The sequence below is a fragment of the Geobacillus sp. LEMMY01 genome, assembly GCF_002042905.1.
Taxonomy (GTDB): domain Bacteria; phylum Bacillota; class Bacilli; order Bacillales; family Anoxybacillaceae; genus Geobacillus; species Geobacillus proteiniphilus.
Window position 1 is genome coordinate 49,219 of sequence record NZ_MVKA01000015.1, and the last position, 15,410, is coordinate 64,628.

Annotated in this window: 12 protein-coding genes and 1 pseudogene; 3 read left to right on the plus strand and 10 right to left on the minus strand. The window is 54.4% G+C overall.

All coding sequences use genetic code 11. The features are described from left to right. Positions 1-144 precede the first annotated feature (144 nt). The 9 genes from B1A75_RS08995 to B1A75_RS09035 all read right to left on the minus strand — a co-directional run bounded on the left by B1A75_RS08995 (position 145) and on the right by B1A75_RS09035 (position 10,520). Positions 145-1,200, minus strand: coding sequence for an RNA-guided endonuclease TnpB family protein (locus tag B1A75_RS08995; RefSeq protein ID WP_079936068.1), 1,056 nt, complete (start codon positions 1,198-1,200; stop codon positions 145-147). Between the two features lie 263 nt (positions 1,201-1,463). Continuing rightward, positions 1,464-2,990: a PP2C family protein-serine/threonine phosphatase gene (locus B1A75_RS09000; protein ID WP_079936069.1), complete on the minus strand. Its 1,527-nt coding sequence runs from the start codon at positions 2,988-2,990 to the stop codon at positions 1,464-1,466. 6 nt (positions 2,991-2,996) lie between these two features. Beyond that, the gene (locus tag B1A75_RS09005; protein WP_254866615.1) at positions 2,997-3,290 is read right to left on the minus strand and encodes an STAS domain-containing protein; all 294 of its coding nucleotides are present in this window, start codon (positions 3,288-3,290) and stop codon (positions 2,997-2,999) included. Beyond that, the gene (locus tag B1A75_RS20240) at positions 3,178-3,756 is read right to left on the minus strand and encodes an ATP-binding protein (RefSeq protein ID WP_368483956.1); all 579 of its coding nucleotides are present in this window, start codon (positions 3,754-3,756) and stop codon (positions 3,178-3,180) included. Before B1A75_RS20240 ends, B1A75_RS09005 begins: the two co-directional genes overlap by 113 nt. Before the next feature lie 239 nt (positions 3,757-3,995). Continuing rightward, the gene (locus tag B1A75_RS09015) at positions 3,996-5,648 is read right to left on the minus strand and encodes a helix-turn-helix domain-containing protein (protein ID WP_079936071.1); all 1,653 of its coding nucleotides are present in this window, start codon (positions 5,646-5,648) and stop codon (positions 3,996-3,998) included. Between the two features lie 188 nt (positions 5,649-5,836). Next, entirely contained in the window at positions 5,837-7,246 is a 1,410-nt protein-coding gene (locus tag B1A75_RS09020; protein ID WP_079936072.1) for a phosphomannomutase/phosphoglucomutase, read from the minus strand. Then, complete coding sequence (locus B1A75_RS09025) at positions 7,197-8,312, minus strand: glycoside hydrolase family protein (RefSeq protein ID WP_079936073.1); 1,116 nt, start codon at positions 8,310-8,312, stop codon at positions 7,197-7,199. The genes B1A75_RS09020 and B1A75_RS09025 overlap by 50 nt, the downstream gene beginning before the upstream one ends. Next, complete coding sequence (locus B1A75_RS09030; protein ID WP_079936074.1) at positions 8,293-9,480, minus strand: glycosyltransferase family 4 protein; 1,188 nt, start codon at positions 9,478-9,480, stop codon at positions 8,293-8,295. The genes B1A75_RS09025 and B1A75_RS09030 overlap by 20 nt, the downstream gene beginning before the upstream one ends. Then, the gene (locus B1A75_RS09035) at positions 9,477-10,520 is read right to left on the minus strand and encodes a nucleotidyltransferase family protein (RefSeq protein WP_074044031.1); all 1,044 of its coding nucleotides are present in this window, start codon (positions 10,518-10,520) and stop codon (positions 9,477-9,479) included. The genes B1A75_RS09030 and B1A75_RS09035 overlap by 4 nt, the downstream gene beginning before the upstream one ends. A gap of 291 nt (positions 10,521-10,811) precedes the next feature. Between B1A75_RS09035 and B1A75_RS09040 the strand changes: the two genes are divergently transcribed. Together B1A75_RS09040 and B1A75_RS09045 are read left to right on the plus strand one after the other, a co-directional pair. Further along, positions 10,812-11,993, plus strand: coding sequence for a Gfo/Idh/MocA family protein (locus tag B1A75_RS09040; RefSeq protein ID WP_074044030.1), 1,182 nt, complete (start codon positions 10,812-10,814; stop codon positions 11,991-11,993). Between the two features lie 229 nt (positions 11,994-12,222). Then, complete coding sequence (locus B1A75_RS09045; RefSeq protein ID WP_176202398.1) at positions 12,223-12,987, plus strand: sporulation protein; 765 nt, start codon at positions 12,223-12,225, stop codon at positions 12,985-12,987. 171 nt (positions 12,988-13,158) lie between these two features. Here B1A75_RS09045 and rlmD read toward each other — a convergent pair whose 3' ends face one another. Further along, positions 13,159-14,547 carry a 23S rRNA (uracil(1939)-C(5))-methyltransferase RlmD gene (rlmD, locus tag B1A75_RS09050; protein ID WP_079936076.1) on the minus strand — a complete coding sequence of 463 codons (1,389 nt, stop codon included), beginning with the start codon at positions 14,545-14,547 and terminating at the stop codon, positions 13,159-13,161. Between the two features lie 250 nt (positions 14,548-14,797). Here rlmD and B1A75_RS09055 point away from each other — a divergent pair. Further along, positions 14,798-15,321: pseudogene (locus B1A75_RS09055) on the plus strand (UPF0236 family transposase-like protein); the annotation flags it as partial. Between the last annotated feature and the right edge of the window lie 89 nt (positions 15,322-15,410).

Here is a 15,410-nt window from a genome sequence, read left to right on the forward strand (position 1 = left end):
TAAAGGCGTGGGATTCTTGGGTCGTTTGCGCCCTCATCCATTTCTGGTTCGGACAACGCCCAAGTTCAGGGGTGTGTCATCACCCCGTCCCATCGGGTTAAGATGTACCCCGATGGGCGGCGCACCTGTGACCAGTGCGCTAGGTTAGGCGGCGAAGCCTGAAATCGCTTTGGCGATGTTGATCGCGCCATTCAAGTCAGCGTGGAGAGTGTATCCGCACTTTTGGCATCGGAAGCGGATGCCGTTTCGGTTCGCTTTCTCTCGATGCCCGCATCGGCATGTTTGGCTTGTATAGGTCGGCTTCACCCACTCCACCCGAATGCCCGCCATTTCCGCTTTATAGGCAATCATCGTTTGCAATTGATGAAACGACCAGGAATGAAGGCTTCGTCCTGCTTCTTTGGCCGATGTTGCCCGTTTTCGAATCCCCGTCAACTCTTCCATCCGAATCACGCCAACACCGTTGGCRAGGGCAAAACGGACGATTTGACGGCTGATTTTATGGTTTATATCCTTCATCCAGCGGGACTCTTTACGGCCGATTTTGCGAATCATATGGAGCTTCTTGGCTTTGCCTAACTTTCGCCGCARAGCCGCATATCGYCKGCGAATGAAAGCGCATTGGCTGCCCTTGAAAAACAACGATTTCGTTCCWAYGCTGGCAACGGCGATATAACGAAGTCCCAAATCAACGCCCATTRCCTTSGTTTCTTCCCGTTGTTGGACTTCAAATGTGATCGCAACAGCCAAGTACCATTTCTTTCTCTTTTTGTAGAGCTTGGCCGCCCCTTGTTTGGCGGTTCCATCGAGCAGCCGATTCAGCCATGCTTCTTGATAGGGACGCGTGACCACCGGCACGCCGACTCGCTTCTCTAATGTTGGGAATGAAACCGTATAGAACTCTCCCTTTCGCTGGACGTTCCAATTTTGATTGTTGAAGCAACACCATAATGTTTTAAACCTTTTTACCTTCTGATGTTTCCTTTGAGACTTGACATCTCGAATCGTCTGATTCACGATGGCAGAAGGAAACCGTTGCGACGAAAACTCTTTAAATAGTTTACTCGTCGCTTGATTCAGCTCGGGATGATTCAACAGCCAATTCGCAAACGCTGTATTCACTTCTGTCATCCGTTCATACATTTCTTGTTTGACTTTCGTTGGTTTGTGCAGTTCTAGCCTTAGTGTGATCGTGGGCATGGATTCACCTCCTTGCGACGACTACATGATACCGTTTTTTCATAATAATTCAATATAAGAAAACGGCTCGCTTTCATCCCACCCCTAAAGGAGTGGATTTTCTCGCTCGCTGGTCTGTAAAAAGGGATAGCCCAAAAGGCCATTTTTACAACCACCTCCCCTTTGAGGGAGACAAACTTGGCTGCCGTGCCGTTTCATACATAAAGAAAAAGCAGCTTGTGAAGCGGATCGATCATCCGAATACAGGCGGCTTTTCCCCTCGTTTAGCCAAGCTTGGCCACCACCGCCGAAAAATCGTCCGGAAGCGGCCCTTTTTGCGCAAAATGGCGGCGCAGATGGGCTAAAAGCGCCCGCTCATCCAATGAAATATGCGGCGTTAGCGCATCGCGGAACTCTTCAATCTTTTGCCGGACAGAGCCCGTTTCCCCTTCGATCGCCCCGTCGGAATACAACACAAGCGTCGCCCCCGGCTCGTAGCGCAACCGGCCGCTGTCGACAAAAAGGCGCGGAAGCAGCCCGATCGGCGCGCAGCCGCGGTCCAACTCCGCCACCGTTCCGTCCGGTTGGAACAAAAACCCCGGCGGATGGCCGGCTGATGCATATTCAATCATCCGTTCCTTGACATCCACAAGAACATACACGGCGGTGAAATAATACGTCATCCGCCCGTTTTCATGGTACAACTGGCGCATATGGCGGTTCAACTCGCGAAACACTTCCGTCGGAACGATCCCTTTGCGGATGACGCCGTTTAAGAGCGAGCGGACCGACATGCAAATGAGTGAAGCCGCTGCCCCATGACCCATCACATCCATTAAAAAAATGCCGTACCGCTGTTTGTCGATCGGATACCAGGCGTACATATCGCCACCCAGCTCCCGCGATGGGATGTACGTTCCGGCAATCTGGATTCCTTTGGCCGACAACGGCTTGCTCAACACGCGCTTTTGCACCTCGCGGGCCAGCCGCAAGTCATCTTTCATCGCTGCGATGTATGGGTTCTCATAAGTTGGACCGGCAAATAAAAACAAGTAAAAAGCGATTCCTCCATCATGGCCGGGCACAGCCCGCACCGTCGTCTGCCTGACATAGACCGAACCGTTTTTCCGCCGCCAGCGCACCCACCCCCTCCATTCTCCACTTTCCCCAGTTCCCGCTTGAATCACCTCATAAAGCCAGGCCTCGTAATAACCCGCGTAAAGCGTATGCAGCGGCTGACCGACAATCTCTACACCATGGCCAGTGATTTTTGTGAACGCCGGATTGACAAACTGAACGACAAACTGGCCATCGGTTACGAGCATCGCCTGTTCCATAGCTTTGTACACTTGTTCAGCGAGCTGCCGTTCATTCTCGTTTCGCTTTGCTTCTGTCAGATCAGCGACAACTCCGCTGACGAGCCTCACTTCCCCGAATTGGCCAAGCACAGGAAACGTCCGTTCAAGCACCCAGCGGACGGAGCCATCCCGCTGATTGATGATGCGATACGTTTGGGCACCCGCATCCGCCCCCGAAAGGAGCGACCATTTTCTTTCCGCCTTGGCGCGGTCATCCGGGTAGGACACTTTTGCCCATATGTCTTGATCGCGGTAAAAGTCGTCCGGAGGCAGGCCGTACAGCTGCTCGCATGATGACGAAATGAACAAGAGCCGCCTTTGTTCCGGCGCTGCGAGCCAATACACATAATCGCCCGGCCCAACGAACACATTCATTTTTTCCAAGCCGAGAAGCAACTCCCGCCACGCGAGGTGGTCATAACGTTGAACATGTTCCCAAAACCCATCCACCATAGAACGTCATTCTCCACTGAAATAATCCATGGCTTCCTTCTCTGTGGCAAATAGTTTGATAAACGAAGAAAATTTGACGATATGGAAAATTTCCGCAAGCGACCCTTCCACTCCGGCAATGACCAACTCTTTTTGTCGGGCTCTCGCCGCCATGACGCTGTCAGCGATGACACCGAGTCCGGCGCTGTTAATGTATTTGACCCTCTCCATGTTGACGATCAATTGGTCCGCTCGTTTGTCCAGCAACTTTTCCAGCGCTTGACGGAACGATTCGACGTTGTTTAAGGTAATATCTTCTATCCATGTCAGCGTGCAAATTGCCCCTTGTTTTGTCTCCATCTTGTTTCCTCCAATGGTCACTCTTTTTTTTGCATTTGCACATGCACAACAAGACGTTGTTTCCCGCTCGCTTCACGTATACATCGTCGACGATATGGGCGATCAGCTGCAGCCCCCTGCCGCGCGGCCCTGTGTTGACGACATCAGTTTGGGCTACGGAGAAGCATCCCCCTCGCTGCTTGACAATAATCATAAACTGTCTTGCATCAATTTTCCAAAATATCCTAAAGGGCAGTCTTCTTGTTTTTTGACAATATTCATACGCATTCGTGCACGCTTCCTCTGTCGCGAGCCGAAGAAAAAGGCAATCACGCGGCAAAAACCCCATTCTCTTCGCCAGTTCCTCTGTAATGTCCATCGCTTTTAAAATGTCCGCCGTTTTCATGATCGCCATCGTTCGGATCATGGCCCTGGGCTTCATCGGCATTTCCCCTATCTTTGTTATGCTTATGCGCCGGCCAAAGCAACATGGCAACTTTTCCACTATCGCACGTTCCAGCGCTGGGGAAAACGGATTCGAATGCTATTTTTTCCTTGATTGTTCCATCCCTATCGAAAAATAGTTCTTATTTACTACAATTCATTATAATACAAAATGGGGTTCATTCCAATTTCCTACATCCAAAAAAAAGACATCATGGCACCCATCGTCCAATGATGTCCCCCTTATCGGCGCTGCCGGCGGTGGTTTAGTTGATACACAAGGGCGATCAACTGCGACCGGTCATTGACGCCAATTTTTTGAAAAATGTTCGTAATATGATTTTTCACGGTATGGACGCTAATGAACAGCCGTTCTGAAATTTCGCGATTGCTGCAGCCTTGAATGAGCAGCTCCAATACATCCATCTCCCGGGCTGTCAACTGCTCGGACAACATGTCGATATTGACCGTCCCATCATTTCCACCGTGAGCCTTGCCGCTGATCATCATCGCCCCAATCGCGGCCAACGCCGTCATATACACTTCCGCCTCTTTCGCTTCCCTTTCTTTCTTTATATGAACGGCGAGAACGCCATAGCGGCCATCGCTGACGAAAAACGGCACTTCCATCACCGATTTGCCCTCAACATCAAGCAGCGCCGGCACCTCGCCTTTCGCCTTTTCGCCGTGGCAGCCATAGCGGCGGCAGACATCATCCCGATAACGAACAGCCATTTCTACGTCCATCGCTCCTTCGCGGACAACGGCTGTTTGGCCATCGCTAGACCATACCACGCAGACGAAATCGCCGTAAGCAAGCTCCGCGGCAAATTCGGCCATGATCCGGATGATGTCTTCCTCCTTCTGCACCACACGCATGGCCCGTCCAATTTCCATCAACATCGACAGGCGCATCAAATGGCGGTCCATTTTCATATCAACCTCTGTACATTTAGCCAGAAGCAGCCAATGTTGAACGAGGGCGGAACCGACCGAACGAAGCACCGCCGGCAGTGAAGAGGACGCCTCGCTGCCGATCATGATCCATCCTTCCACTGCTTTCCCGTACGTCGCCGGATACGCAATCATCGCTTTCGGGCGGATGCCATGGCGAACAAAAAAGGAAAAGCGTGGATCCAAAGCGGCATCTTGAACGTAAACCGAACGAAGCGGCGGCTCCGAAGACGAAAGCGGCGGAAACAACGCATCGATCATCTTGCCGCGCAGCTTTCCGGCCTTTTCCCCGCTTGCCGCCGCCACCATCCATCCTCGCGGACATTTGGCGATATACAACGCCATATCGACGCGTTCATCGAACGCCCGCAACTCAAAAAGCAGCTTGTCCACGTCCGCTAGGGCAGAGCTGTCCGTGACCACTGCTTCGAGCCGTTTTCCGTATTCACAGCATTGTTGCTTGCGGCGCTCGCCGCTGATTAATTCCCCACATATGACCGCCATCTTTTCGATATCTTTTAACTTCGCTTCGACCGCCCGCGCCGGCAACGCCGCCGCCTGTTCGATCGCTGACGTCCATTCTCCAGTGTCCATCAGCGGTTGTTCGCAAATGAGCCATTTCGTTTCTTCCTCGATAAACACGCCCGCCCAAATCCAATATTCCGCCTTCTCATCGACAAACACCGGAGCAACGATGCTCTTCATGCCAAAACGCCCGACCGGCACGACCGATGGACGCTGCCATCCGTCCATGACAAGCTCCTGCGGGCAGAAAAACGATGGCGCTTCCCTTTCAGCGGCAAACAAAACGAGCTCCGCCAGCTCGGTCATATTCGATACTTTCGTCACGGGAGCGCCGTGATCATCGACGATCAGCATGCTCAACCCCGTCAATGCCGCGTATGCATCTTGAATATATTGCAACGATTCACAGATCACCACGCCTTCAACTCTCCTACAATACATTTTTATCCTTATCTATTATGGACAAACCATTTGCAAGAAATCAAGCATGAGCCCCCTCACAACAAAAATAAACCGGCGTGGGATCCCTACGGACGACCCACGCCGGAACGAATCTTTTGAAACGGACAAAGGGCGACAAGCGCAGACCATTCGGAGAAAAGGCGTCACCAGTCAATGCGCAATTCAAGGGTGGCGAGGCAATCAGCCAGCTGCCGCTTAATCTCCGCCAATGCAGCCTCCGTCTTGGCTTCTGCACGCAACACAAGAATCGGCTGCGTGTTCGACGGCCGCACCAACCCCCAGCCGTCTGGGAACTGAATGCGGGCGCCATCCACATCGACAACAGGGAAACGGCCGGCAAATTTCTCTTTTACTCTGGCAATGGCAGCCGCTTTTTTCTCTTCCGGGCAAGCGACGCGCGTCTCCGGCGTCGCGGCGTACCGTGGCACATCGGCAAACCACTCGGACAGCCGGCGCTCATCGTGAGACAGTAATCGAAGCAGGCGCCCAGCGGCGTACAGCGCATCGTCATAGCCGTAAAACTCATCATTGAAGAACAAATGGCCCGACATTTCGCCGGCAAATGGAATCTCCGGGCGGCGGCGCAGCGTCGCTTTGACGTGCGAGTGGCCGGTGCGATGGAAGAACGGTTTCCCGCCGAGCCGTTCAATTTCCTCAACAAGCGCCTGCGAGCATTTGACCTCAACCGGCGCCTCGGCTCCCGGATGACGCTCGAGAATCTCACGCCAGAACAAAATCATGAGCTGATCGCCCCAACGGATCGCACCCGTTTCATCCACAACCCCGATCCGATCGCCGTCGCCGTCAAACGCAATGCCAAGATCGGCCTTCTCTTTGCGCACCGTTTCAATCAAATCCGTCAAGTTTTCCGGCACGACCGGGTCCGGATGATGGTTCGGAAACGTTGGATCGGATTCGCAGTAAAGCGGGATGACATCGCACCCCCACTCTTTGAGCACTTGTGGCGCAATGATCGATGGGGTGCCGTTGCCGCAATCAACGACAACCTTCAGCTTGCGCGGACCGAGTTGGATTTTCTCCTTCAACATCTTGATATACGCTGGAGCAAGGTCCAACGTTTCCTCACGCCCCCGCGCTGTTTCAGGCCGCGGCTGTTCCTTGCTGAGCCGCTCCATCGCCAGCCGCAGCGCTTGGATACGCTCACCATAAATTGTCGTTTTCCCCATGGCAATTTTAAATCCGTTCTCATCGCCTGGGTTATGGCTGGCGGTGATGATCATGCCGCATGAAATGTTCGTGTAGTATAAGCTGTAGTAAAACATCGGCGTCGTCGAAAGCCCAATATCGACGACATCGCAGCCGCCATCGAGCAACCCATCTTTGAGCGCTCGGTGCAGTGCGGGCGATGACAGACGGTTGTCATGGGCGACAACCGCTTTCTTCTCACCTTCGTTTTGCATCATTTCGGCAAAGGCCCGTCCGAGCCAATACGCGAACGACTCATCGAGCTCCTCGCCGGCTCGTCCGCGGATGTCATATTCTTTAAACACGTGTGCCGGCCATGCGAACGGTTTCGTTGTTGACGTATTCATCGACAACCACCTCCACCGAAATCGATTGAGCGATTGCTGCTGTTAACAAGTACGACAATGTTGACTCCGCCCCCCGATTCGGGTTCGGGCCGTTCGGGCCAAGCCCGTCGCAGCAACTGCCGTCGCTTGGGTCCGCAAGCGGCGCGTTGCCGTCGTTTTCCCCGTAAAACCAGGCGAGACAGCGGCGAACGACGCTGCGATAACGCTCGTCGTCCGTTGCCCAATACGCTTCGCGCGCCGCCAAGGCGAGCTTCATGACATCAAGCGGCTGCTGATCCCAATCGGCGCGGTAGCGGCGGCTGCACCAACCGCGGTTGCCGATCGGGCGGATGACGCCGCCCGGTCCGCTCATTTTTTCAATAAGGAACGCAAGGCTTTTTTCCGCCGCTTCCTTCACCTCATCCCTCGGCGCACGTCGATAGGACGTCCAAAGCGCCCACGGCAGCACCCCGTTGGCGTACGTCAACTCTGGCTCATACCAATGCCAGTCGTCGCCAGCATGCTCCCAATACGCCGCAAGCAGCCGCTCTTCAAACCGTGCGGCCAAGGCCGCCACTTCCTCTTGATCGACGCCAAGCGGGCGTCCTTCTGTCAATAAGATGCCGCAAGCAGCCAACCCCCAGGCGACGCCGCGTAGCGAGCGAAGCTCCCACGCGGCGGGCATGGCCCGCCGCAGCATCTCCGCCGCCGCTTCACGCCGCGCCGGATCGCTGAGACGGGCGTACGCGATGGCCGACGCCCAAAACGACCGGCCGAAGCAGTCGTCTGACGGCGTTTCCTCTTCCTTTGTCCGGTCGAAGAAAAAGTTGTTATGGAACGTGCCATCATCGTTTTGCGCCCAAAGCAAAAACGCCAAATACCGGTCAAGCAAACGGTGCAGCCGCTCCTTCTCTCCTTTGTCTTCGCATAGCGCCAGCCATTCCAGGCACGCCCAAATGGCGCGGGCGTTGTCATCGGTCGAATAACCCTCGCGACGGCGCGGGATGCGGCCGAGGCTATGCTCGAGCAACCCGGTGTCGTCAGTCATGCGCTCGAGATGGTCGAACTTAATGACTGACGGTGCCAACCGTCTTCACCTCCCCACGTTTCGCGGCGCACATGCGCGCAAACAAGGCGACATGCTGTTCGCCGACGCGCGGCCAATGCGTGTTTGCCCCGATTTGGCGCACCTTTTCCTCCCATCGCTTCAGCGCCGCCTCGTCGGCCAACAGCTGCCCGAGCCGCTCTTCCCAAACGGCCGTATCGCCATACGGCAACAACAGCTCTTCACAACCTTGCAACAAGTCGCGCGCATGCTCATACGGCGTCGAAACGACCGGACGGCCGACGCCGACCGCATAGGCAAGCGTGCCGCTCGTGATTTGCTGCATGCCCGGGTACGGGGTGACGTACAAGTCGCACGCCGTCAAATAATCGATCAATTCCTCTTCGCTGAAATACCGATCTTCCATGCGGACATGGCGATCAAGCCCTAAACGGTGAATAAGCGACTTCAACTCCTCGCGATATGCTTCTCCTTCCCTTTTTTTCACTTCTGGGTGTGTCTGTCCGGCGATGACATACAGCGCTTCCGGCACCTTGCGAACGACGCCCGGCAACGCGGCCAAGACCGACTCAATCCCTTTGCCACGGCTGAGCAAGCCAAACGTCAACATCACTTTGCGGCTGCTAAATCCGAGGCGGCGGCGAAGCGAATCGCGATTTTCGCTGCTTGGGCCCGGAGCACCGTGCGGAATGTAGACAATTTTTTCTTCCGGCAGGCCAAACGCTTTGACCAAATACGGAATCGCCTGCCGGTTCATCACGATGATCGCATCGCTTGCCGCCGCGATCTTTTCTTGAATCGGGCGGTACGGCAGCGGCGGGTCGGCAAACACCGTATGGAACGTCGTCACAAGCGGTTTTTCTAGCGCCGCGATGAAATCGAGAATGTATTCGCCGGCCTCCCCGCCGAAAATGCCGAACTCATGCTGCAATAAAACGACATCGATGTCGCTTTCATTCACCCGTTTGGCCATCTCGGCATACGCCGCGCGGTTTTGCGCCGGAAGCGGCCAATACGCTGGGTCGTTGCGATAGGCGTCATCGCCGTCGCTTTCGTTATACAAAACGATGACGCGGTCGCCATCGGATGGGCCCCGGACGCCATCAATGCTTTGGCGCAAATGTTCCGTAAACGTCGCCAGTCCGCACCGCCGCGGCGGGTACGTGCTGACGTAGGCAATTCGAATCATGCTTGCACCGCCTCCTTGAACTGATTAATAATCGAATCTTCGAACACTTCTCCCGCCGGCGTCACCGTCCGATAGCCGAAAATGCTGTTTTGCAAACGGCTGCGGTCACGAATGACAGAGCGGTCCCAAACGATTGTCTGCGCGCAATGGACGCGGGCGCCAATTTGGCAGTGGTCGCCGATGACCGCATTCGGGCCAATGACGGCCTGCGGACCGATTTTCACGTGGTCACCGATGAGCACAGGCGGCACAAACAAGACGCCAGACCCAATCTCCACGTTTTCGCCAACAAACACGCCCGGTTGAATTTCACGTCCTTTGAGCGGAATCGGAAACTCCCGGCTCAACGCATCCCAATGCACTTGGCGGTAGCGGGCCGGCGTCCCCATATCACGCCAGTATCCGTTGCTGACGATGCCATATACACCGACATTCTTCTCGATCAGCAGCGGGAATGTTTCGCGTTCAATCGATACTTCCCGCTCAGCCGGAATATAGCGCATCACGTCCGGCTCGAAAATATACATGCCGGCATTGATGCGGTTCGATGGCGCTTCTTCGCGGCGCGGCTTTTCGACAAAGCGTAAAATTTGCCCGCGATCGTCTTGTTCGACCACCCCATAGGAAGAAGGATCGTCTACTTCCGTTAAAACAATGGTCGCCAAACCGCCATGTTGACGATGGAAATCAAGCAACGGGATCAATTGCGGCAAATGCACGATGTCGGCGTTAAACACGAGAAACCGTTCCTTCAGCCAGCGCTCGGCGTTTTTGATCGCCCCAGCCGTTCCAAGCGGGAACGGTTCGAGCGCGTATGTAATCTTGACGTTCCAGCGCTTCCCATCTTCGAAATAGCGACGGATCACTTCTGAACAATGATGTGCGGCGATGACAAATTCGTTGACTCCTTGGTCGCGAAGATGAACGATGAGGTGTTCAAGCCATGGCCGGTTCGCAATCGGGGCCATCGGTTTGGGGATGTTTTCGGTCAATGGACGAAGACGCGTACCTAATCCTCCTGCCAGCAACAATGCTTTCATTTCGTCATCCCTCCATAATCTTTTTTTCACAAAAATAGGCATCTTTTTGACGGATGAACGAAAAAATGAAAGTAGTTCATAGATTGCTAGCACTCGGCAGTGACGGTTGCTAATAATAGTATACATAATATTCCTCCTTCTATGCAAGCGAAATGATTGTCGGATGGTGTCGATGAGGAATGATTGATGCTTGCAAATTTAGAAACTTTCATTTTCTCGTTCTTCTTTTTCTTTGCGGTATAATGAGTATCGTTAATGCTATATATATGTGAGGGAGGAGGAGAATACGCCATGATTTCTTCATCATCTTTCCGTTACCATGTTGGCATTGCCGGTGCCGGCGCATTCGCTGAATTTCTCGCCGGTGCGCTCGCCCCGCTTCCTTCCTTCCATCTCGCCGCTGTCGCCGGGCGGACGGACGAAAAACGCCAGCGCGTCATCGACGCCTATCGCCGCCGTCAGCCGCAGGCGGGCGACGTGCGCGAATACCGCGAAGCTGAAGAATTGATCATTGACCCGCATGTTGACATCGTCATTCTCACCACCCCGCCGCATTTGCACGCCCCGCTTGCCGAGCGGGCGCTTGAGGAAGGAAAACATGTGCTCCTTGAAAAGCCAGGCGGCCTCACCGCCGAGGCGCTGCGGGCGAACATCCAGCTCGCCGCCCGCCAAAACCGGGCGTTGGCGGTCAATCTCGTTCTTCGCTACCACCCGCTCGCTGAAGCTGTCAAGCAACTTATCCATCGCGCGCTTCTTGGCCCAGTGGACTACGCAAGCCTTCACAACGCGGCTCACCGCGTCGCGGAAGGCCATTGGTTTTGGGACGAACGGCGAAGCGGAGGCATTCTCATTGAACACGGCGTCCACTTTTTTGAAGTCGGCCGTGACTGGTTCGGCGAAGCCGTCGAAGCGCACGGATTCGCGTTAAGGGAAACAGACGGCACACGGCCGCGCGTCGGAGCCACTGTGATCCATGAAGGCAAGGGCCGGCGCATCCCCGTCCATTATTACCACGGCTTTACGATGGACCCTGCCGCTTCGGAATCGACGCACTGGGACATTCATACGGCACGCGGGCGCATCGTGCTTGACGGCTGGATTCCGACGCAGCTGTCCGTCTCCGGCCTCGTCTCTGACGAGGAGGCCGCGTGCATTGACGCCTGGCTTGACGCCATCCCGACAAAGCCGTCATCCGGCTCCATCGAACAACTGCAACAAGCGGCCGACCGACTGATGCCGCCCACGGAACCTTCAGCCGCTCCGCGCCGTCCGTACGAGCGCACCGTTGTGCTCTCGGACCGCCACGGTTGGTACGAAGCGATCGCCCAAGCGCGCTTTCTTGATTTTTGCCGTTTGATCGAGAACCCGAGCTGGCGCGTCCTCGTCACTGCTGAAGACGCCGCCGCCGACCTCGCTTTGGCGGAAGCGTGCACCGTTGCCAATGAAGCCATCGATCCGCTCGGCATCCGTTAACACAACGAAACAAAAAGGAAAGGTGTCCCAAAAAGATCGGGGCACCTTTTTTGATTGCCGTATATAATTGTTAAAAAGCAATATATTGCGTTTCGCTTCTTGAACATCGCCCTTTGGCGTCAGACTCTTGGCGGGACGGTATCGTTCCCACCTTTTTAATTAAGAAGGACGGAACCTTTTCACCAGGCGCTCCGTATTCTCAACTGAAATCGATGACAAGGAGGAGAACTTGTTGTTCAAAAAACTGTTAAGTTCTATCGGCATCGGAGCAGCCACTGTTGATACGAAATTAGCGAAAGCGCAATATGTCCAAGGCGAAACAGTCGAAGGGATTGTCGACATTCGCGGCGGCAGCATCGAGCAGCATATCGACGAAATTTACTTAGCGTTAGTGACGACCTACCTTCGAGAAATCGATGATAAGAAACACGAGGAAAAAGCGGTGCTGGCAAGGTACAAAGTAAGCGGCTCGCTGACGATTGGGCCGAACGAAACGAAAACGATCCCGTTTCAATTCGCCTTGCCGTACGACGTGCCCGTCACGCTCGGCTCTTCGCGGGTATGGCTGCAAACCGGCCTTGACATTAAAATGGCGCTCGACCCGCAAGACCGCGACCATCTCGCCATCGAACCGCACCCGCTCGTCGCCGCGTTTCTCGAGGCAGCCCGCCAATTAGGATTCCGCCTCCGCCATGTGCAATGCGAACAAGCGCCGCGCTATGGGCAGCGGCGGCTGCCGTTTGTCCAAGAGTTTGAATTCAAGCCAGCAAGTGGACCGTTCAAAGGCTGTCTTGATGAATTGGAAGCGATCTTCTTTTTGTCTGAAAACAGCGTGGAAGTCTTGCTGGAAATCGACCGCAAGGCACGTGGACTTTCTGGGTTGTTCGCAGAGGCGCTCGATATGGACGAGACGTTTGTCCGGTTCACCTACGGCGCAGACGACATCCCGGCATTGCCGCAATTACTGGCAGATGCGATCCAGAAGTACAGTTAGACGGAAAAAACGAAAAGGGCCGTCCGCCATCTTTTTCCTTCCGCTTCTGAAGTTTGTAGGTGAGGCATAGGTTGCACATCTATCCCTGTAAATGATTTCTATTTGTTTCAAAAAGGATGGCAAAAACAATAAATCCCGTTTCTCCCTATCCGAGAAACGGGATTCCTTCCATCATGATCCCCGAACAAGCAACGCACAGCACTCGACATGGGCCGTATGCGGGAACATATCGACCGGCTGGACGGTTTTCAATGTATAGCCGAACGGGACTAATTGGGTAATATCCGCCGCAAACGTCTCCGGGTTGCATGAGACATACACAACCCGCTCCGGCCGCGCCCGGCCGATTTTGCGCATCACCTTCCCGCCCGCCCCCGAACGTGGAGGATCCAAAAGCAGCAGCTCCGGCCGCCCGAACTGTTCCAACACTTCATCAATCCCGCGTCTCGCATCCCGAGCCAAAAAGTACGTATTGTCAATGCCGTTGTCCTTCGCATTTCGCTTCGCCGACTCAATCGACGTTTCAACAATTTCAATGCCAGCTAACGCTTTGACCCGTTTCGCAAACGGCAGGGAAAACGTCCCGACTCCGCAAAAGAGGTCGATCATGTTTTCATGAGGCTGCGGTTTGCCCATCTCCAACGCCAGTTCAACCAATTTGGCCGCCTGCACTGGGTTCGTTTGAAAAAACGTATCAAACCAAAGGCGGTAGCGGAAGCCGCACAATTCATCGTAAATGAAATCACGTCCGGCCAACACATGGGTTTGTTCCGCCTGGGTGCGGTCCGCCCACGCCCGATTCTCGAGCCAAAGCAAACTTTTCACTTGCGGGAGCATTTTGGTGATCCGCTCCGTCAAATCGGCCGCCGCTTCTTTCAGATCCCCTTCCGGCGCCTCGGTCGCAAAGAGCGCCACCATCACCTCCCCCGTCGCAAACGACTCGCGCACCATCAAATGGCGAAGCAGCCCTTCATGGGCATCTTTGTGATAACCAGGCAACCGGTGATCACGGGCCCAACGCGCCACTTCCATGGCCGCTTCAACAATGTTCTTTCCAGCGATGAGACACGTCTTGAGCGAAATGACTTGACGGAAATTGCCTTGCTCATGCAGTCCAAGCAAACCTTCAGGAGAAAACGTAAACTCCATTTTATTGCGGTAATGCCACGGATGTTCCATGCCAATCGTATCGCGGACAACGCCAGGGTCAAATCCGTGCTCTTTCAAGAGCGTCTTGACATGCTCCGTTTTATGGCGCAGCTGCCCTTCATAGTGCCAGTGCTGCCAGACACAGCCGCCGCAGCGGTCAAAGTGCGGACAGGGCGGCTCAAGCCGTTCCGGATGCGGCTCAACCACCTCTTCCAACCGCGCCTGAACTCTGCGCCGTTTTGGCTCATCGACAACGACTCGCACCTTCTCACCGGGAAGTGTAGACGGAATGGCGAGTTTGAGCTTCTTTCTCTTTCCGTCCTCTTCATGCCAAACGACGGCTTGTCCAATTCCTTTTTTATCCAACTGATGAACTTCTGCCACAAACGAATGTTTCGTCACACCGCCCAATGGTTTTCCTCCTTTCCAAATGAATGCGCTTCATTTCGCTCTTGAGTGTATTGTACACTTTGTCGAAACGGACTTATGCTTGGCGGAAACATACGTTTTTCATTATAACAAGGAACGACTTTCATTGAAAACGGCAGAACATCATTCCCTTTAGAAGACTGGTGATTTGATAAGGGAGGCCGATTGAACAAGGATATTTCAACGTTTGTGGGTGAAATTCTTCAGGAAAGGACTCCCGACGAGCGCAGCGCGTTTGCGGGAGGTGCGGAAGAAGCTGGCGAAACAAGACGAATCGGGACTTCTTGTCGAGCTCAATAGCGCGATCGGCACATTGGAGGACGAAGCGAAAGACGAGCAGCTGTTAGCCTCGATTCGACGAATCGAGTCGATGCCTGGGTGCATTCGGGACTACCGCGAGTGGCTGTCGGAACAAGGGATGGAAACGGCTGGAATGCGTCCGATGGGCCACGCAGAGAGCGTGATGAGTCGGTTTGCGCACCGGGTGAAATCCCGCCTCAGTTGGAAAGACCAAGGGCTTCGAGCGTTTCTTAAAGCTATGATCGCCCGAATCGACGGGATTTCGTCGAGGAAAACGGCAACCGGAGGAAGAGACGGCGTCGACCGCCACGTCGATATCAACGAAGGCAGAGCGAATGCGAACAGGCCAAACGGAAGGTGGGACGGTTGGATTCGGACGTCGTGCGCCAGAACATGCCGTATTTCCAGCATTCGTCGGGGACGCCGATCCATCAAGCGTTGTCAGCGCTTCGGGATTTTTGGTCGGGTATAAAAAATGGAATATGGATTCATCACCTCATCAATAAAGAAATGCTTACGTTTCACTACACTCTGACTTGCATATT

Coding starts and splice junctions, on each gene's coding strand:
- B1A75_RS09000 (WP_079936069.1), bottom strand. CDS start 2,990: ATGGTGGATGGGTTTTGGGAACATGTTCAACGTTATGACCACCTCGCG.
- B1A75_RS20240 (WP_368483956.1), bottom strand. CDS start 3,756: ATGCCGATGAAGCCCAGGGCCATGATCCGAACGATGGCGATCATGAAA.
- B1A75_RS09020 (WP_079936072.1), bottom strand. CDS start 7,246: ATGAATACGTCAACAACGAAACCGTTCGCATGGCCGGCACACGTGTTT.
- B1A75_RS09030 (WP_079936074.1), bottom strand. CDS start 9,480: ATGATTCGAATTGCCTACGTCAGCACGTACCCGCCGCGGCGGTGCGGA.
- B1A75_RS09035 (WP_074044031.1), bottom strand. CDS start 10,520: ATGAAAGCATTGTTGCTGGCAGGAGGATTAGGTACGCGTCTTCGTCCA.
- B1A75_RS09040 (WP_074044030.1), top strand. CDS start 10,812: ATGATTTCTTCATCATCTTTCCGTTACCATGTTGGCATTGCCGGTGCC.